The following is an 18,372-nucleotide window of genomic DNA, read 5'->3' as shown; positions in this document are numbered from 1 at the left end:
ATCGTTCTGATAGGATCTTAATGGTTCAAAATCTAAGTTATTTTGCCTGTAAAGCACTTGGCGGATAGCCGAATTGTTTTTTAAAGGCAAATGAGAAATGGGATAAATTTTCAAATCCAAGATCTAAATAAATATCAGAAACGGACTTTCCTTTTTGGCTTAGCAGAAAATGGGCTTCCTTTAATCTTCGAAGCTGAAGCCATTGTCTTGGCGGAATTCCGAATATCTTTTGAAAATCCCTTTTAAATGCAGACAGACTTCTCCCCGTTAAATAAGCAAAACGTTCTACATTGACATTGAAGTGAAAGTTTTTATTCATAAAAGCTTCAATATCTATTTTATAGGGCTCGGAAAAATCAAACAAAATATCCTTAAGACCGGGATCGTAATTCAACAGTAAGAGGAGAGCTTCTTTTTGTTTAAGTCTCAGTATTTCTTCAGAAGCAGGAAGATCTTCATACGCTAATAATGAGTACATAAAAGAATGTAATGCCTTTTGCTCAGGTTTTATATAGGCCTGGACATTGTCCTTTTTTTCTGCCTGATATCCATATTCTCGGCTGAAATCATGAAGCATGGCATCGTCAAAATAGATGGATATGGTTTTGATTTCCCCATTTTTGGGTGGATATTTTGCAAATTTTAATAAATGGTTTTTTCTGGCAGAATAGAGTTCTCCTTCTTTAAATATCGTTTTTGTGATGCCATCATTAAGTTCCATTTCCCCGGAAAGCACCAGGCCGAGGCTGTGAATTCGTGCAAATTGTTCTCCTTCCCTGAATTCTGAAAAATGACAGGAATAATTGATGGGAAAAGGAATATTATTTTCGCTCATAGCTCAGAAAGTTGTTTCTTGATCAATTCTTATTCAAACTTACAAAACTTTTCAGGATCATAGAATCTCCACAGCAAAGTAATCCTGAGAATATTTTGCTGTGAAGAAGATCCTACTAGGCCAGAATCGTTTTGGGTTCCAGGTAAGCTTCCAGTCCGAATACACCAAACTCACGCCCAATACCGCTTTGCTTGAAACCACCGAAAGGAGCGTATGGATCGTGGGCAAACCCGTTAATACAGATTCTTCCGGCATCAATCTGTGCAGCTACACGTTCCGCATGTTCATGATTATCAGAACTGATATAAGCAGCAAGACCATAAGTAGTGTCATTGGCAATGGCAATTGCTTCTTCCTCATCAGCATAAGGAATAATAGACAGTACAGGCCCGAAAATCTCTTCCTGCGCGATACGCATATCATTACGGACATTGGTAAAGATGGTTGCTTTTACAAAATTACCGCTTTCAAGACCTTCCGGTTTTCCTTCACCACCTGCAAGCAGAACGGCTCCTTCTTCCTGTCCCAGACGGATATAACTTTGTACTCTTTCAAATTGTTTTACACTCACCATAGGTCCTACAAGAGTATCTTCTTCAGCAGGATTTCCTACTTTTACCTGTCCGGCTGCTTTTTTAGCCAGTTCATTTACCTCCTCCAGTCTGTTTTGCGGAACCAATAATCGGGTAGGGGCGATGCAGGCCTGACCATTATTCATATAAGCCCCGAAAACGGCCATTGGGATTGCTTTTTCAAAATCAGCATCTTCAAGAATAATATTAGGAGACTTTCCTCCAAGTTCCAGGGTTACCCTTTTCATGGTGTCTACAGCTCCTTTGGCAATCGCTTTTCCTGTAAGTGTAGATCCGGTGAAAGAGATTTTTGCGATATCTGGATGATGTGTAATTTCATTTCCAACTATATTTCCTAATCCGTTAACAATATTGAAAATTCCTTCCGGAAGGCCGGCTTCGTGGAAACATTCAGTAAGCAGTTGGGTTTGTACTGCACTCATTTCACTGGGTTTGATGACGGCTGTACATCCGGCAGCAATGGCTGTAGCAAGTTTATTACAGATAAAGCTGTTGCTGGCATTCCATGGGGTAATAATTCCAACTACACCTAAAGATTCAAAACGTACTTTGGAATGTCCCACCGTTCTTTCGAAATCATAAGATTCCAAAGTATTGATGGTGGCTGTAAATGCAGAGATTGCATTTTGGACACTCATTCTGCTGAACTGTAAAGTTCCTCCATATTCATTCACCATAACAGCAACCAACTCATCTTCTCTTTTGCTTACAGCATCGTGCAGTTTTCTGAGAAAATGGATTCTTTCTTCTTTTGTAGTTTTTGAAAAAGTTGTAAAAGCTTTCTTTGCTGCTGCAATGGCCATTCTGGTATCTTCTTCATTTCCCAGAACCACTTCTCCGGTTTTTTGGTTGGTAACGGGATTGATAAGATCAAAAGTTTCTGTTCCTCTTGGCGTAACAAATTCGCCGTTGATGTAAATTTTATTAATCTGATTCATTTTTGATGATTTTAATACCACAAATTTCGGCAGAAAGGAAAAAGAGAGGTTTGTTGTAAAGCTCAATTTTTCTTTGTTGTATGGTCCATTCTAAAGCTTGTTCATTTTATTTTTGAATTTATCCGTAAAAAGTTCCGTTCTCCAATAAAATTGACTACTTTTATCATAACCAAGTAAATAAAACGTTTTGAGAACAACTCTTAAACTTATTTTCGCTTAGTATCAGTCTCAGTAACCACAGGCTGATCGTTCTTTCGTTTGGGTAATTCTGCCCGAACAGGTTTTTATTTCATCCTATTATTTATCGTATTCACTGTTAAAGGTGACTTTATCTCTGCTATTCCGGCTTTGACCAATGCTATTGATCAAAACTTTACTGCAGAGAAAAACTATAGCTTACCTGATCTTTGAATAATACTACAGAGGTATACCTTTCTGTAATGCGTGAATAATATGGAAAAATCCAACAAAGAATATTAAGCACGATTATAAGTAATGAATACCCAACATATCTGGGAGGTAAAAGCGAAAAATACTCCCTTACTCAAAAAGAAATGCAATCAATGTAACAGCGACAGATTTCAATGCAGTGATAAATTCAGACTGAATGCCCAGAAAAAGAATATTGATATATGGCTGATTTACCGGTGTGTAAAATGCCGCAATACCTATAATATGACCGTATTTTCAAGAATCAGAACAGAATCTATCAGTAAAGAAACATTCCGTAAATTCTCAGAAAACAATGTGGAAACTGCCTGGCAATACGCTTTCTCACAGGAAATAAGAAGAAAAAATAATGTGGAAGCCGACTGGGAAAGTGTGGAATATGAAAATCTATACCCAAATCTTCCCGTAGAAGATCTTATGAATAGGGAAGATGAGTTCATTTCTTTTCAAATACAGTCTTCTTTTGATTTTAATATGAGAGTCTCAACAGTAATCCGGACATGTTTAGGGCTTTCATCATCTAAACTGAACCTCTTGCTTGCTTCAGGTAAGGTTTACTTTAATGAGAAGCCTCTTCAAAAGAAATATAAGTTCAAGAATGGAGATATTGTTGATATCAACAGGCAGGAGCTGATCAATATTTATCTTATCGGAAAAGAGGATTTTTTCTCAACACAGTAAATGATCAATCATTATAAAAGCCTTCCGGTTGTTGATCGGGAGGCTTTTTATTGAGTTCACTTTATGTATTTCATTTGGATTAATCCCACGTATTTTGGGTTGAAACTGCATATTTTCCGGCACCAGTAAAGAAAAAACTTAGACTTACGAGCATATAAATCACAAGCAGTTCCAACGCCCAGCCTCCAAAGTCATTAAGCTTGAAAATATTGGCTGTTTGCGCCAGTAGGGTAGCCGTGAAGCAATTGGCAGCAAAGATTAATCCTGCCAGACGGGCCCGAAATCCTATGATCAGCATGACAGGTGCAATAATTTCTCCTGCAAACACGCCATACGCAAAAAATGGCGGTAAGCCATGAATGCTCATCATATCTTCAATAAAACCAACTCCATGGATCACTTTACTGATTCCATAAACCGACATTGGAAATGCAATTGCTATTCTGGTGATCAGTAATCCTGAATCAATGTTCTTTTTCATTTCTTATAAATTATTTAAAAGTTATATTTTACAAATGCCCCGATATTTTCCAGGGTCTTTTTTCCGTTATTAAACTGGTCGAAATTGGAAGCCAGCCCGTACATCATTTTATCCTTTTTCAGGCCCAGTCTGATAAACTGCAGCCCTCTGGGATATCCACTATTATCGAGGTTTCCAATAGCGAGTACACTGAAGTATCCTTTGAAATTTTCTGTCAGATAAGGGGTGTATTCAAATGATACAGACTGTTCCAGAGAAAATCCTTTCTGATACGTAGTTCCTATAGAGTAGGAAAGTGAATAGGAGGACTGGATGATTTTATATTGCAGATAAATACTGAAAAATGCGCCGGGATTTTTCATTCCCAATGCCGCATTGGCACTAAGTCTTTTGGTAAGATTATACGAGAGGGTATTTCTGATGAAGAATATGTTTTCTTTATCTTTGGTATATTCTGTATCAAATAGGGTAAGATTGTTCAGTTTCAACCGTTCATTCAGCTGATAATTGATATTGTGCATATAAGTATAGGAGCGATGTCCTAAAACAAGATCCGGGGTATAGGAAAGCTGCTGTGCATTCAGGCTCAGGGAAGCTGATACAAGAGCTGTTATAGCGATAATTTTTGCCTTCATATTTCACTCATTAAATTTCTGTGAGCAAAATTATTCAGGCCGGAACGGAATAAACTTAAGAAATCTTAAGAAACGTCAGACAGGTGTTTTTTTCTCAGATAGCTGAGGTATTCTACGGTGATTCCCAGGTAGGAAGCGATCATGTATTGAGGAAAACGCTGTTCGATATTACGGTAAGTAGTGACAAATGTGCGGTATTTGGTATAAGCATCAACACGGGAATGTTCAAAGGTTCTTTCCTGTAACGTAACATAGGCACTCTGCATCTTCAGACGCCAGAACTCTGAGACAGCCGGAACTTCTTTGTACAATGATTCCAGATTATTTTTACTGATCTGTATGATGGTGGTATCTTCATTAGCCTGAATAAACATTCTTGAAGGCAGTTCGCTAAGATAGCTGTAAAGATCATTCACCCACCAGTTTTCAATACCCAGCTGAGTGGTATTTTCTTTTCCTTTTTCATCAATATGGTACGCATAGAGGCTGCCCTGTGCAATGAAACGCATATGTCTGGAAACCTGTCCTTCGCGAAGCAGATAATCTTTCTTTTTAAGTTGTATAATCTCTAATTTGGAATTAATGCAGTCAATATCTTTATCTTCTAAAAAAACGATTTCTCTAAAGTGTTCTATGAGTTGTGAAACTATTGTATCTGTATCCATCATTAGATTTTGTACGTATAGACACAAATTTACGCAAATATTAAATTACGGAAGTAAGATGAAACAATTATACATAAGAAGACCACAATTTATCATGTAAATTGTGGTCTTCCTCAACTAAGAACTATTTAACTACGATTCTGTTTTCAAATAACCATAATGTAAAACAGTTTCCTTTCCGAATAAGCTTGAGAAAATATTCTGAAACTCATGGATATATTTACACTTTATGGCGTTCCCGTATATTTTCAGCCCTTCCAGTATTTTTCTGGAACTCAGGTCTATATCATATTTTATAAAAGCTTCCGGTCTTTCATACCGTATACTCTGATCTGAACTGTCTGTTCGTGAAAAGCCGAGCTTTTCAAGCCATTCTTCCGTTATTTTAATCGGTTTAATGGATGTTGCCGGGACCGAAATACTTTGAATATCATTTTCAATTTTAACAAAATAAGCCTGTTCGACATTTTGAAAGATCTCAGCAATGGTATAAATCTGATTTTTATACTCAACCAAGTTCTTGATTTTTAGATCTGCTACGTTCATAATATTTTGATTTTAAATGGTGATATGGTCTTTAGTAAAATAGCAAATAGTATGCCCGACATTGTATTGTTAAATCTTGTTTTGAAGGATATTAGGTTAAATTTTTGATATAAAAAATTAACAATACGTTAAAATAGTACACTATACGTGAATTATCACATAATCATGAAGTACCGGATGTGGTATCTATGTGGTATTAGTTTTTTATTCCCGCTTTTGGATTGGTATTAAAAGTGGTAAGAAGAAGAGCGGTTATAATACTTATCATAAGAACTGCTATGAAAACATCCCATGAAAAGGCATGAAGCAGATAACCGGTACCGCTTCCCAGAATACTTGAACCAAAATAATAAAAAAGCCAGTAAATAGAAGTGGCTGAAGATTTTCCCCGCCTTGCATACAATGCAGTCATCTGACTGGCCATAGTATGAGCAGCGAAGAATGAAAGGGTGAAAAGCCCGAGTCCGAAAATAAGGATATAAATGTTTTCAGACAGCAATAAAGCAGCTCCGATAATCATAGTCAGAATGGATGCTTTAAGGATATTATTCATGGGAAACCTCCTTGAAAGACGGCCTACGATCATCGTTCCAAAGACGCCAAAAATATACATCAGAAAGATAAAAGCAATGATAAAGTGGCTTAATGAAAATGGTTTAGTCTCTAGTCTGAATGTCAGGTAATTATAAACACTCACGAAAACACCCATTAATAATGCTGCAGTACAATATAAACGGAGCATGTAAGGATTGGTAAGGAAAAATTTCATCTGTTTTACCTTAAGATGATAGTCTGTTTTCTGTGGATTGAAGAACTTTGATTCCGGAAACAGTTTCCAGAATACAGCGCCGAGGATGAAACTTTCTATGCCAATCAGCAGAACGGCATTACGCCATCCGAATTCCCCTGCAAACAAAGTAGCCATTATTCTTCCGCTCATTCCTCCAATGGTATTACCGCTGAGATACATACTGATGGCTGCTGGTACTGCCAGAGCATCCACTTCTTCTGTAAGATAGGCCAGAGCAACTGCAGAAACCCCGGAAACAACAAAACCTTTCAATACTCCAACGGCAATCAGGAGTGTTAAATTCGGGATCCAGGTAGAAATAACAGTAAGGCTTGCAGATGAAATCAAAGAAAAAACCATGAGGCTTTTTCTGGAATAACTGTCAGCTTTAAAGGCAAAAAATAATAAGCCCAATGCCATACCTATCGTGGATGAAGATACCAGCAGGGAAGTATCACCTACGGATACCCCAAACTGTTCCGCAGCCATAGGCAGCATCGGTTGGAAAAGATAAAGTTGTGCAAAAACCGAAAGTCCTGAAAAAAAATACAAAGTTTTATATATCGGAAACGTAAGCTTCCCTGAATGGCTTTTTCAGATGAATTCATGATTTTTTTGCAATTACAATGCAATGGTTTTACAGAAAATTTGTCTTGTAAATTTCCTGATTATTTTCCGAACTTAAAAATTATTATCTCAATGATGTGGATTGGTGATACAAATCAATGAAGCTGAAGGCTGCTGATATACTCGGAAGGGGTAATATTTTCCATCTGCTTGAAAACCCTGTTGAAGGTAGACTGGTTAGAGAATCCGGCCTCAGTATAGATATACATGAGGGTTACCTTTTCAAGGTCATTTTCATTAAGCAGTTTTTTTACACATTCAATCCTGTGCATATTCAGGTAATTATTGAAGTTGGGATATCCTTTTGCACGAATTGATTTTGAGATATAACTACTGTTGATTTCCATTTCTGTGGAAAGCTTTGAAATATTGAAATTAACATCTTTATACAGCTGTTTTTCTCTCATCACAGATTCAATTTTGTCAAACAGTTCATCCGCAAAAGGAGCTTTGTCTGCTGTAGGAACCGGCTGTATTGCTGTACTCTGGGCTTTCTCCTCAATTTCGTGGTAAATTTCAACCCGTTTTATTTTATCCTTAAAATAGAGCAGGAGTGCAATGACTGCTACATTGGAAATCATAAGGATGGTATCGGTAATTCTCACATCTTCTGGTTGGTGTATCGGGAATTTAAAGCTGAAAGATTTAGAAATAAGGTATCCCGCTATAATATTCAGCAAAACATATATGCTGTAAATAAAAACATATTTTCTTTGAAAGAAAACATAGGCTGCCAGCGGAATCGGAATAAGCCAGACAAAACTCGCTATAGAATTGTTCCAGAAAGCCAGCATAATGTAAAAATTATAAAGCGTCGCAATAATGATGTAGGAATGTACCATGACATTCACCGAGTAGGTTTTGCGTACAATCAGATACGTATAGACCATTAAAAAAAGTCCTCCGAAAAGATACCAGGCCATTATTTTATCGGGAATAATAAAAGTAAATATTAAACCAAATAGGGCAAGAATAACAGACATCAGAATATTATAATAATACACCAGCTGTCTTTTGTACTGTTCAATTTTTATGTCTTTTTCGGTGGTCATTTGTGGCAGAAGGTAATTTTAAATCATTCCAATATTTTCTCTTAACAGTCAGATTTCAGAAAATGACTGGTTTAACTTTCTGGTTATTAGAAATTTGTGTTTTATGAGCTGTTTCCTGTTTTTCATTGATTATTGATGGATTTGATTTATCAGCGCGGATAACTTTGCATCAGCTAGCTCAACAAAGGCTGATTGATGATCTTTCAATTAACCCCTAAACGATTTATTCAATTTTTAAATAAATCAAATAATTTTTAAACAAATATACTAAAATGAAAAAAATAAAATTACCTCTTGCCAGCATTATGATGTGTTTTTCAATTGCGGCATTTTCCCAGGTTGGGATCAATACAGATTCTCCTAAAGTAACATTACATGTAGAAGGAAAACCGGACGTGGCTACTGCTGCTGATGGAGTGATGGCTCCCCGAATGACAGGAGACCAGTTAAGAGCTAAAGATAATGTTTATCTGGCAGCTCAGACCGGAGCTTTGGTCTATGTAACCCAGGCGGTAACTATTCCTTCTGTAAAAACTGCAAAAGTAGATAAAGCCGGCTATTATATGTTCAACGGAACTACCTGGAAATTTGCTTTTGGAGGACAGGATAATGATATTCCCATTGGAGATTTAATCTATTATCACGGGAGCATTCCTGCAGGTACTTCAGGAGCCAGTACATTGGCCAGTACTTATCTTACCGATCTTCCGGTTTTGGGAGGTTTCCTGAGACTTGATGCCCAGTTTAACAGCAGTTCAGCAGGTACGGGAGCGGCTACCACTTTTAATCCGAGACTTTACAATGTAGGAACTTCAGATGTGAAAATCTGGGTTTCGGAAATGTCTACCCATACCGGTGATTCTGATAATGGAAATATTAAATTATCACCGGGAGCTTACAGACAATTTGATGATGGTGTTTATCTTACCCAGACCCATAATGAGACGGTAACATTTGATATTACCGTACAGGAACCGGAGCCAAGATGGTACAGAGTGTATTATGCATTCCGTGTAGATAATAAATCTACAACAGGAAGCAGCGATGCTACAACCACAGATTCCAATACTTCTGATAATACAAGGGAGTTATTTCTCTCTGTACAGAGACTGTACTAGTACACCGACAGATGATTCTAAAAATACAATGATAAAAAATAACGCATAAAAAATCAATGGGTTAGCTATTAAAATCTCATGAGATTTGTGTTTTTTCGGGGCAGGAATACTTTAAATTCCGGCCCCGTTTTCTTAATGCATCATTTCATAGACTTTAATCAGCTCTGCAATATTTCCGACATTAAGCTTTTGAAAGATTCTTTTTTTATACGTACTTACTGTAGACATCTGAATATTGAGCCTGTTGGCAATTTCCAGATTACCGTTGCCGTCCGCCAGAAGTTTAAAAATTTCGTATTCCCTGGATGATAACTTCTCTACGGGATTATTTCTTTTGTTTTGAATAATAAGACCAATCAGCTCTGCGGGGTAGAAATATCCCTTTTCAATGACCGTTTTCACCGCATTTTTAATTTCCTCTTCACTGCTTTGTTTATTCAGATAGCCTTCAGCCCCTTCTCTGATATACTGGATCGCAACATCCTTGTCATATCCTGAGAAAATGAGAATCTTAAGGTCATTCTGAATATCTTTAAGCTCCGGAATCATCTTTTTATACTGGGTTCCCGGCATATCAATATCTAAAATAAGAAGATCATACCGTTGATCTCCCAGCTTTTCTTTCACCTGGTCATAATTTTCAGCAAAATCTATATTCAGACCCGGATAAGCAGTTTCAAGAACCAGACAGGTTCCTGCCCTTACTACATAATGATCATCAGCAATTAAAATTTTTTCATTCATAAAGATTAGTTTTTTTTGAGTGTTACTTCCACAACAGTTCCCTGAGGATGGTTTTGCCTGAAATTCATTTCAGCGTTGATCTTTTTTACCAGATGGATAACCATATGCAGACCCAATCCTTTTCCTTTAAAACTGGGGGTTTCCAGTTTTGGATTTCTGAACAGATTCATATAGATAGCAATCTGTTCCTCAGACATTCCTGTTCCTGTGTCACTAATTATTATTGTGGATTTTTGTAGATTTTCGGTAATCCTAAGGGTAATGTTTCCCTGAGAGGTATTCTTCACAGCATTATCAAGGAGGTTATGAATAATGGCTGTTAAAATACTTTCATTTACCCTGGAATAGATGACACCCTCAGTAAGATTGGTAATCGTAGTTCCTTTTTCTTTAGCAATTTCACAGAACAGCTTGTTCTTGGTTTCCAGGATTCTGTTGATGGGATATTCCTTTTCTTCAAAAATATTTTCTGCCTTATAAAGTTCGGTATACTCTTTCAGATTCAGCGTAAACTGGTAAAGCTGCTCTGATGATTTATAGATACTGTCAAAGTACTTTTTCTGAAGTTCCACATCATCAGACTCATGAAGTTTCTGGGAAAGCATAGCTATAAATCTGATCGGAGTGGTAATGTCGTGGCTGATGGTTTCCACCAGTTTTTTCTGGTATTCCGTTTCTTTCTGAAGGTTATTTTTTACGACCTCCAGGTGAAGAGAGGTTTCCTTCAGTTCAGAGTTTTTATTATGGACAATCTGTTTTAAAGCTTTATTTTTTATCCTTAGAAAATTTGTGGTTAACTGAACGATAACGATGATGATAATAAGGATAATGATGGAGGCAGACACTCTGAACAGCAATGTCTGATAAAAAAGAGGCTGAATTTTGAAACGTACTGTTTTTTCTTCATATTTCCCGTCAGCAGATATCAATACCCTTACCCTCAAGGTGTAATCCCCTGGAGAAAGATTGCTGATGGTGTATTTTAATTCTTTCCCTGTTGCGATCTTTTCCCATCCGGTATTTTCTTTTCCGAATATTTTAGCTTCAATATAAAGGTTTTCCGGATTGGAAAAATAAGGAATATCAATAAAGACATCCGCTGTTTTGTAATCATTTTTCAAATCAAGGATCTGATGGAAATACTGAGGCTCAGAATTACCGATTTTTACCCTTTCTATATAAATGTTATTTCTTCCCGGATAATACGTCTGAATATTTTCCGGATTGAAAAACACAAAACCATCCATTGAAGGGAATACAAAATCCCCATTCTCAAGAGCATAGGCGTTAGGTTCTGAACTTCCATTAAATTCATTGGTCAGAAAACCATCCTTTTTAGTGAAACGATAATAGAAAACCGGAGTGTTTTTATGGTCTGCATAGCGCAGCAATTGCTTTTTGGAAACTTTAAACATCCCATTGTTTGAAGAAATCCAGTAATATCCCTTTTTGTCTTCAAGAATATAATGAGCTGACTGAAGATAATCGTTGATGTCGTTTGGCATCTTGACAAGCTTATGATTTCTAAAAAGATAAAAGCCGCTTTTCTCCGTCGTAATCCATATCAGATTATCTTTTGTCCTGATAATGCTTTTGACATGGATATTTTTGATCAAAGGAGTTATGGTATTGCTTCGCAGTGCTATGGAATAAAGGCCGTCGCTGTTTCCGGTCAGAATTTCATTCTCATTATATTGATGAAAAATATTGACAAAACTTTTAAAAGTATAGGTGTAATCCGGCTGGCTGAATATATCCTTTTTGTATAAATGAAGCTGAGTGCCCGAAAGATCTGTGAAAGTAGTGCCGTAAAGAGTTCCGCTTTTCATAAATGTTTCAAGCCCCTTTTTAACAAAAGTGGAATCCTTCTTTTTATAGCCCGAATTTTTATAAAACCTGACAATATGGTTTCTCTTTTTGATCAGAATATTTCCGGAATTGTCATACATCATGAGATAATTGTCATTGTTTCCGAAAAGGTGGCTGTTTACAATTCCGTTTCTTCCGAATTCTGTTCCGTCCTCAGCAATGATTGTGCTTTGGCTGAAAGGAAGAGATGCGAAATATACATTGCTGGAAAAATCAGCTTTTTTTCTTGATACATAGAAATTGGAAAGCTGAAGAACATTCAGACCGTTATTAAGCGTTCCCAGGTACAATTTGTTGAACGCTTTATCATAGAACATCGAACAGTAGGAATGATTTCCGATTTCTTCAAAATTGACAAGAAATTTTAAACGGAGATCCTTTTCGTTGCCTTCTAAAAGGTAAATATTGTCGTGGTTAATAATAAAAGTCTGATTGGTAATCTGCTGCCAGTATATTTTCGTATCAGGATGGTTAAAAAGTGTTGGTTGATCAGAAACAGAAAGATTTCCCTTGTAGATAGAGTAGGTTTTTCTTTTTTTCAGATCATTGATGAAAAGGTGGTTATTCAGTACAAAAATGTAATTCAGGTCTTTATTGGTAAAAGGCAGTGTAATCTTTATTTCCTTGTTCCCTTCCTTATAAATGATGGCATTTTTTTCGGTAAAATGATAAACAGAATTCTTAAGCTGAATAAAATACTGGACGTCATTATAGAAATCCGATGTAATGATATTATTGGCAATACGGTGCAGGATATCGGTACCATTGCAATAGGTCATTTTATCATGGGCAGTGAGCCTTGCGATTTTGGGAAACCTGTTTTTAATAATGATTTTACTTTCCTGAAAATTATTAAGAACCGTTATACTATCAAGACAGGGATCTCCTATAAATTCACCAAAATGCAGATTATTTACCCTGAAATTACTGAAGGTAATAAAAGAACTGCCGTCATACCTCACCAGCCCGTTTTCGGTAGAAATCCAGATAAAGCCATATTTGTCTTTGACAATGGCCTTTGCACTGCTTTGTGGAAGCCCATTGTCTATGTTGTACCACATAGAGGTATAGTGCTGTCCGGAAATGTTTAGATAGATGCAAGCAAAAATAAATGCCCAAACTCTCATATATGTGCAAAACTTATCTATATCTGCTGCTAATGCAATAGACGGTTAATAATGGTATTTGTACAAGTCAAAGTTTTTTTAAAAGGCAGGAACGATTGAGAATAAATTTTTATCATTGAAGTTTTCTGGTCTTTTGTGTTTTATATTTTTTGATCGTGTAAAAATAGTGAAATTATGGCGATAAATTAGTATTGCATATTTTGTTTTCTCTAAGTTTTATCATGTTTTGCAGACAATACATCATTCCGGGTTTTTACAAATATTATCGTATTTCAATAATAAGTGATAAATTAATGTAAGATTTATTTTAAATTCTCGCCTATAGATCTCAGTATTATGCTGGATTTGTGATTATTTTTAGAATTTTATAAATGGTAAATAATGTTGTGTTTGGAAATTTTTAATATTTTTTTAATTAATGGCTGAATATTTTGTTATGTGTTTTTTTGTAGTAATAGTTTGACAAAAAATACAGGTTTATTCTACATGATAACTTTGCCGTTGCCTATGGATATTCATATTTTTGCAAAATATTCTCATAACTATTAAAGAAGATTTATTTCCAAAATAATGATTCTAAGAACACAAACGGTTTTTATCTCAAGAAAACAAAAGAGACTGTACTTAAAGTAAACAGTCTCTTTTTATTACCAGCACTCAGAATATATAGAGTTGAATAAATGATAGATGTAGTCTTCTGTTATTTAAGTTTCGGCTGAAGCCAGATGAAAACGTCTTATTTTAGACCGGGCTAAAGCCCGGCCCTATTGAATTTCCAATATTGAAGATAAAACATAGAAAGTATAGGCTTTCATGGTAATTATTTTGTTTTTTCTCGCAGATAATCTTTTCTAAACAAAAAACCTCCCGGAAATGATGGGAGGTGAATAAAATTGACTGTATATTGAAGTGTAATTCAATCGTTATTGGTGAGTTTCAAGCCACTTCAGTCTGCGCTGGTCTGGCAGATGTTTTACTTTAAAGTTTTCGAAAACAGCATTGAATCCTTCTCCGTCAGGACAGGCTGCCATTAAGCCAACCATTACAGGAGTGTTGTCCTGAAGAGGAGCATTCCGCATCATGATATAATTTTTATCATCAAAAGAATAAAATATCTCCACAGCATCCAGCCTTCTCACTGCTTTTATCCATAGGGCAGGAGGTGTTTTTTCCAATGTAATGACACTCCAGTCACTTTTGTTGTGGGTTACCACAGTGCTGAGATTGTATTTGCCGTCTACAAATTCTACTCCGGCTTTGATATAATGTTCCTGATCTGTTCTCAGCATAAGGCCCATCTGATCAAATCTTGCTTTATAAATGCCTGTTATTTTTACTTTTGCTTCAAATTCACCACCATAGGTAGCATAATAGAAAGGAGCATCATCCACCGTGAATCCATAATGTGAAACCCTCCAGTAATCACTTTGTGGGGTGACGAACATGGAAAGACTGTTGTTTTTGATTTCCCATTTTTCAGGTTCGTTAAACCAGGTCATTTTTTCCAGACTCTGGGCGGAAAACTTTTGAATCAGGAATAAGGCGCAAAAGCCGAAAATCATTTTCTTCATTCTCTTTGGGATAAGTTATAAGCGTAAATTATTATTTTAGCAAAAGTATTATTAAACCTTATTTGCGTCAATACTGATAAATAACCATTATGGAAATCCGTAAACAGCTTAGTGATCAATTACTGGACAACACCCCGAAAAAATGCAGGCTTGACATCGGAGTCTATAAACAGCAGGCGTTGGCATATTCTCAGATGGAAAGTGCAATATGTGTGCTGAGTGATATGCAGGAGAATAAAAGCTTTATTTATAAATCTGCAGCCGCATATGAACTTGGACTTAAGATGGAGGAAAATCCTGCAGAAATAAACTCCATCTGGGAAGAAGAGATGCTGAAAAGAATACATCCCGATGACCGTCTGAAAAAGTACATCCATGAACTCCGTTTCTTTAAATTACTGAATGCTATGGAGATGGAGCAGCGCGCGGCATACAGTGTTGTATCAAAAATAAGAATGAAGGATAAAAATGAGAACTACAGATGGGTAAAACACCGTATGTTTTATGTTTATTCTCCCGATAACGGACGGTTGAGACTGGCCCTTTGCCTTTATAATATGGCTCTGACCCCCTCTAATGCTTCCGGTTTTATGATTGTGAACACCGAAAAAGGAGAGGTGGTTGTAAAAGATAAGCTTGATTATAGAAATATTTTAAGCCCAAGGGAACTGGAAGTTTTAAAATTTATAGGGGAAGGGTACGCAAGCAAAGAAATTGCAGATCTTCTTTCTATAAGCATCAATACCGTAAACAGACACCGTCAGAATATACTGGAAAAGTTAAAAGTAAAAAATTCTACTCAAGCTTTTAAGGATAGTTTTTATTAAATATTCATCCTGGAATATCCGAAAAGTTCACCATGTTATTTTGTGTCTTATGATTAATTTTATAACTTGAATACAGATTAGCAAGATCCATATGATGAAAAGAAGTGAAGAAATTACCCGTCAGTATTTTACCTTTTTAGATCAGCACATCCAGAAGGTGATTTCCGGAACTGTACCTGAATTTATGGAACTGAATGAAATTGCCAGAGAACTTGCTGTTTCACATAAACATCTTACTGATACCATTAAAAAGGAAACCGGACAGCATCCCTGTTTTTATTATGATGAAAAAATTATTGAACAGGCCAAAAAGATGCTCATTGTTACGGATAAATCTGTAGCAGAAATTGCCCGTGTTTTTACTTACGACCCTTCCAATTTTTCAAAGTTTTTTAAAAAAATGACCGGTTTTACTCCCGGAAAATTCAGAAATTCCCATTCCGTTTAAAACTGACTATTTTTGTTCTTTAAAATTCCTGTTACAGGAGTTTCGGTGCATTTTTCGTCTCCGGGTAGGGATTTAATCATACTGAATTCCTGCTGTAAAAGACAATTTAGTGAATTATAATGTTAAAATTTATAGAAAATAATCTTTTATAAATGAGATGGTTGTAAAAAATAACGGTCATTTTTTATTATTTATCTATTAATATTTCTTTATTGTTTAGTTTTTTTATTAAATTTAGGTAAGAAAAAACTAATTAATTCAATACACATAAATGTTAAAAAGAAACCGGTATATGGTATTAAGTTTGGTTTCCAGGGTATAAGAATAAATTATTGTGTCTTTAATAATATTTAATCTTAATATGGGAGCTTAAGCCCTTTAAATAGTTATATATTTGTTTTTTTTTAAACCACAACAAACAAGATTAAGGATGAGCATCAATTTCACAACAGCAACCATTAAAGACTTTGAGAATATACCAGACAATGATATGGCTCAAAGGGCTGAAATTTTTTATGAATATTTAGACTTTGTAAAGTCTAATGGACACATGAATTACAGACTGAAGAATACTTCAGGAACCAATGCAGTACTGAATGTAAATATTGCAGATCACAACAGAGAATTTGTTAGTTTTGTATCAAGTGATTATTTAGGATTTACGCAGCACCCAAAAGTAAAACAGGCTGCCATTGAAGGAATCGAAAAATATGGTACAGGAACAGGAGCTACTCCTCTTATCGGAGGATATTTTGATTACCACAATGCATTAGAAAAAAAAATCTCAGGTTTTTTTAAAAGAACAGAAGATGAAGCTGTAGTATTTACTACGGGTTATACAGCTAATAGTGCTTCTTTACAATGCCTGATGCAGAAAGAAGACCTGGCTATTTTAGATATGGCTGTACATGCCAGTGTGCACGAAGGATGTGCTTTTACCAATAAAAAAACATTTCCGCACAATAATTTGGAATCTTTGGAACACATTTTGAAGGTATCTGAAAATCTGTACCGTACGAAACTCGTTATTGTGGATGGAGTGTATTCCCAGGATGGTGATACCTCCCGTATTAATGAGATCTATGACCTTGTGAAGAAGTATAATGCCTTTCTGATGGTAGACGACGTACATGGTGTCGGTATCCTTGGAGAATCTGGTAGAGGTACTTTGGAACAGGCCGGGTTATTGGATAAAGTAGACCTTATTACAGGTACATTCAGCAAAACATTTGGAAATCTGGGAGGATATGTCATTGCAGATAAAAAAATAGCGGCATTCATCAGATTCCATTCCCGTCAGCAGATTTTCTCAGCGACAGCTCCACCATCATCAGCAGGAATAGTTAAAGCCATTGATTTAATTGACGAAGAACCCATCTGGAGACAAAAACTCTGGGATAACATCAATTATTTCAAAAAAGGGCTTGACGACTTAGGGTTGGATACAGGTGTTACCTGCTCTGCAATTATCCCTGTAAAAATCGGAGACCCCTATGTAACAGGAGAAGCCGGAAAACTACTAATAGAAAAAGGAATCTATACCAATCCGATTCTGTACCCGGCTGTACCCCGAAAAGATGCGCGTATCAGGATGAGTGTGACGGCAAGACACGAAAAAGAACATCTCGATAAAACGCTTAATGCGTTTGATGATATTAATAAAAAATTGCATATTGCGAAAAAATAATAATTATGCCTAGAAAAGTAGTGCAGGGCCCCATTAGGGACAAAGAAAAAACAAAGCAGAAACTGCTTGCTGCAGTTGGTAAAATTTTAAGAGTAAAAGGATATTCCGGATTAAAAGTAAGCAAAATAGCTGCCGTAGCCGGATTTGATAAAAAATTGATCTATGAGTACTTTGGAAGTACTGATAAGCTGATCGATGAATATATCAAGTCTCAGGATTACTGGAGCCAGGTCAACCAGGATGTTGATATGGATTTCTCGGACGGTGGACACGAGCTTACTAAAATGGTTGTCTTGAATCAGTTCGAAAACCTGAAGAAAAATAAAGAACTTCAGAAGATTATCCTTTGGGAGCTTTCAGAAAGCAAGCCTATTCTTAAGAAATTAGTTGAACAACGTGAAGAAGTTGGAGAAGTTTTATTTGGAAACATCTCAGATCCTTACTTTGGTGAAGGAGTAGCAACAAGACACAGGGCAATTATGGCTCTGATTGTTTCCGGAGCTTACTATCTTAACCTTTATACAGGATATAACGCAAACAAGTTCTGCGGTATTGACCTGAAAACTGAAGAAGGGCGAAAAGAGATTGAAGGCGCTATTGTTGAGTTGATTGACTTTGCATACAGCAAAAAGAAATAGAGGTTAAAAGTTTTCCGATTTGAACAGAAATATGTTTTTGTTGATATTTG

The 18,372-nt window shown here is 36.1% G+C and carries 17 protein-coding genes; 6 read left to right on the top strand and 11 right to left on the bottom strand.

Annotation, left to right across the window (positions count from 1 at the left end):
* Window positions 1-37: 37 nt before the first annotated feature.
* Both AB1278_RS14120 and AB1278_RS14115 read right to left on the bottom strand, forming a co-directional pair.
* Window positions 38-835, bottom strand: a complete 798-nt coding sequence (locus AB1278_RS14120) for a helix-turn-helix domain-containing protein (RefSeq protein ID WP_429815119.1) — start codon at window positions 833-835, stop codon at window positions 38-40.
* Between the two features lie 115 nt (window positions 836-950).
* Complete coding sequence (locus AB1278_RS14115; RefSeq protein WP_429815116.1) at window positions 951-2,366, bottom strand: aldehyde dehydrogenase family protein; 1,416 nt, start codon at window positions 2,364-2,366, stop codon at window positions 951-953.
* 495 nt (window positions 2,367-2,861) lie between these two features.
* Between AB1278_RS14115 and AB1278_RS14110 the strand changes: the two genes are divergently transcribed.
* Window positions 2,862-3,497: a DUF1062 domain-containing protein gene (locus AB1278_RS14110; RefSeq protein ID WP_429815113.1), complete on the top strand. Its 636-nt coding sequence runs from the start codon at window positions 2,862-2,864 to the stop codon at window positions 3,495-3,497.
* Between the two features lie 79 nt (window positions 3,498-3,576).
* Here AB1278_RS14110 and AB1278_RS14105 read toward each other — a convergent pair whose 3' ends face one another.
* From AB1278_RS14105 to AB1278_RS14080, 6 genes are all read right to left on the bottom strand, one after another.
* Window positions 3,577-3,978, bottom strand: a complete 402-nt coding sequence (locus AB1278_RS14105; RefSeq protein WP_429815110.1) for a DoxX family protein — start codon at window positions 3,976-3,978, stop codon at window positions 3,577-3,579.
* 14 nt (window positions 3,979-3,992) lie between these two features.
* On the bottom strand, window positions 3,993-4,613 hold the full coding sequence (locus AB1278_RS14100; protein ID WP_411413892.1) for a hypothetical protein: 621 nt from the start codon (window positions 4,611-4,613) through the stop codon (window positions 3,993-3,995).
* A 65-nt stretch (window positions 4,614-4,678) separates the two neighbouring features.
* On the bottom strand, window positions 4,679-5,281 hold the full coding sequence (locus AB1278_RS14095; RefSeq protein ID WP_429815106.1) for a Crp/Fnr family transcriptional regulator: 603 nt from the start codon (window positions 5,279-5,281) through the stop codon (window positions 4,679-4,681).
* Between the two features lie 129 nt (window positions 5,282-5,410).
* Window positions 5,411-5,824: a hypothetical protein gene (locus AB1278_RS14090; RefSeq protein ID WP_202842786.1), complete on the bottom strand. Its 414-nt coding sequence runs from the start codon at window positions 5,822-5,824 to the stop codon at window positions 5,411-5,413.
* 196 nt (window positions 5,825-6,020) lie between these two features.
* The gene (locus AB1278_RS14085; RefSeq protein ID WP_429815103.1) at window positions 6,021-7,166 is read right to left on the bottom strand and encodes an MFS transporter; all 1,146 of its coding nucleotides are present in this window, start codon (window positions 7,164-7,166) and stop codon (window positions 6,021-6,023) included.
* A 170-nt stretch (window positions 7,167-7,336) separates the two neighbouring features.
* Window positions 7,337-8,293, bottom strand: coding sequence for a helix-turn-helix domain-containing protein (locus tag AB1278_RS14080; RefSeq protein WP_202842782.1), 957 nt, complete (start codon window positions 8,291-8,293; stop codon window positions 7,337-7,339).
* Between the two features lie 272 nt (window positions 8,294-8,565).
* Between AB1278_RS14080 and AB1278_RS14075 the strand changes: the two genes are divergently transcribed.
* Window positions 8,566-9,411: a hypothetical protein gene (locus AB1278_RS14075; protein ID WP_202842780.1), complete on the top strand. Its 846-nt coding sequence runs from the start codon at window positions 8,566-8,568 to the stop codon at window positions 9,409-9,411.
* 132 nt (window positions 9,412-9,543) lie between these two features.
* Here the strand turns inward: AB1278_RS14075 and AB1278_RS14070 are convergent, their stop codons facing one another.
* The 3 genes from AB1278_RS14070 to AB1278_RS14060 all read right to left on the bottom strand — a co-directional run bounded on the left by AB1278_RS14070 (window position 9,544) and on the right by AB1278_RS14060 (window position 14,722).
* On the bottom strand, window positions 9,544-10,155 hold the full coding sequence (locus AB1278_RS14070; RefSeq protein WP_227941448.1) for a response regulator: 612 nt from the start codon (window positions 10,153-10,155) through the stop codon (window positions 9,544-9,546).
* Window positions 10,156-10,160: 5 nt separating this feature from the next.
* Entirely contained in the window at window positions 10,161-13,085 is a 2,925-nt protein-coding gene (locus AB1278_RS14065) for an ATP-binding protein (RefSeq protein ID WP_429815099.1), read from the bottom strand.
* Between the two features lie 989 nt (window positions 13,086-14,074).
* Entirely contained in the window at window positions 14,075-14,722 is a 648-nt protein-coding gene (locus AB1278_RS14060) for a DUF1349 domain-containing protein (RefSeq protein ID WP_429815096.1), read from the bottom strand.
* Between the two features lie 89 nt (window positions 14,723-14,811).
* Between AB1278_RS14060 and AB1278_RS14055 the strand changes: the two genes are divergently transcribed.
* The 4 genes from AB1278_RS14055 (at window position 14,812) to AB1278_RS14040 (ending at window position 18,322) form a co-directional block, all read left to right on the top strand.
* Window positions 14,812-15,549: a LuxR C-terminal-related transcriptional regulator gene (locus tag AB1278_RS14055; protein ID WP_343642531.1), complete on the top strand. Its 738-nt coding sequence runs from the start codon at window positions 14,812-14,814 to the stop codon at window positions 15,547-15,549.
* Between the two features lie 91 nt (window positions 15,550-15,640).
* Window positions 15,641-15,997: a helix-turn-helix domain-containing protein gene (locus AB1278_RS14050; RefSeq protein ID WP_429815093.1), complete on the top strand. Its 357-nt coding sequence runs from the start codon at window positions 15,641-15,643 to the stop codon at window positions 15,995-15,997.
* 430 nt (window positions 15,998-16,427) lie between these two features.
* On the top strand, window positions 16,428-17,684 hold the full coding sequence (locus AB1278_RS14045; protein WP_110011634.1) for an aminotransferase class I/II-fold pyridoxal phosphate-dependent enzyme: 1,257 nt from the start codon (window positions 16,428-16,430) through the stop codon (window positions 17,682-17,684).
* Window positions 17,685-17,689: 5 nt separating this feature from the next.
* Complete coding sequence (locus tag AB1278_RS14040; protein WP_047375406.1) at window positions 17,690-18,322, top strand: TetR/AcrR family transcriptional regulator; 633 nt, start codon at window positions 17,690-17,692, stop codon at window positions 18,320-18,322.
* Window positions 18,323-18,372: the final 50 nt, after the last annotated feature.

This window comes from Chryseobacterium sp. NRRL B-14798 (assembly GCF_050470705.1).
In the GTDB taxonomy this organism is placed as follows: domain Bacteria; phylum Bacteroidota; class Bacteroidia; order Flavobacteriales; family Weeksellaceae; genus Chryseobacterium; species Chryseobacterium cupriresistens.
This window is presented reverse-complemented; position numbering and strand designations above follow the sequence as displayed.

Coding starts and splice junctions, on each gene's coding strand:
- AB1278_RS14120 (WP_429815119.1), bottom strand. CDS start 835: ATGAGCGAAAATAATATTCCTTTTCCCATCAATTATTCCTGTCATTTT.
- AB1278_RS14115 (WP_429815116.1), bottom strand. CDS start 2,366: ATGAATCAGATTAATAAAATTTACATCAACGGCGAATTTGTTACGCCA.
- AB1278_RS14110 (WP_429815113.1), top strand. CDS start 2,862: ATGAATACCCAACATATCTGGGAGGTAAAAGCGAAAAATACTCCCTTA.
- AB1278_RS14105 (WP_429815110.1), bottom strand. CDS start 3,978: ATGAAAAAGAACATTGATTCAGGATTACTGATCACCAGAATAGCAATT.
- AB1278_RS14100 (WP_411413892.1), bottom strand. CDS start 4,613: ATGAAGGCAAAAATTATCGCTATAACAGCTCTTGTATCAGCTTCCCTG.
- AB1278_RS14095 (WP_429815106.1), bottom strand. CDS start 5,281: ATGATGGATACAGATACAATAGTTTCACAACTCATAGAACACTTTAGA.
- AB1278_RS14090 (WP_202842786.1), bottom strand. CDS start 5,824: ATGAACGTAGCAGATCTAAAAATCAAGAACTTGGTTGAGTATAAAAAT.
- AB1278_RS14080 (WP_202842782.1), bottom strand. CDS start 8,293: ATGACCACCGAAAAAGACATAAAAATTGAACAGTACAAAAGACAGCTG.
- AB1278_RS14075 (WP_202842780.1), top strand. CDS start 8,566: ATGAAAAAAATAAAATTACCTCTTGCCAGCATTATGATGTGTTTTTCA.
- AB1278_RS14070 (WP_227941448.1), bottom strand. CDS start 10,155: ATGAATGAAAAAATTTTAATTGCTGATGATCATTATGTAGTAAGGGCA.
- AB1278_RS14065 (WP_429815099.1), bottom strand. CDS start 13,085: ATGTGGTACAACATAGACAATGGGCTTCCACAAAGCAGTGCAAAGGCC.
- AB1278_RS14060 (WP_429815096.1), bottom strand. CDS start 14,722: ATGAAGAAAATGATTTTCGGCTTTTGCGCCTTATTCCTGATTCAAAAG.
- AB1278_RS14055 (WP_343642531.1), top strand. CDS start 14,812: ATGGAAATCCGTAAACAGCTTAGTGATCAATTACTGGACAACACCCCG.
- AB1278_RS14050 (WP_429815093.1), top strand. CDS start 15,641: ATGATGAAAAGAAGTGAAGAAATTACCCGTCAGTATTTTACCTTTTTA.
- AB1278_RS14045 (WP_110011634.1), top strand. CDS start 16,428: ATGAGCATCAATTTCACAACAGCAACCATTAAAGACTTTGAGAATATA.
- AB1278_RS14040 (WP_047375406.1), top strand. CDS start 17,690: ATGCCTAGAAAAGTAGTGCAGGGCCCCATTAGGGACAAAGAAAAAACA.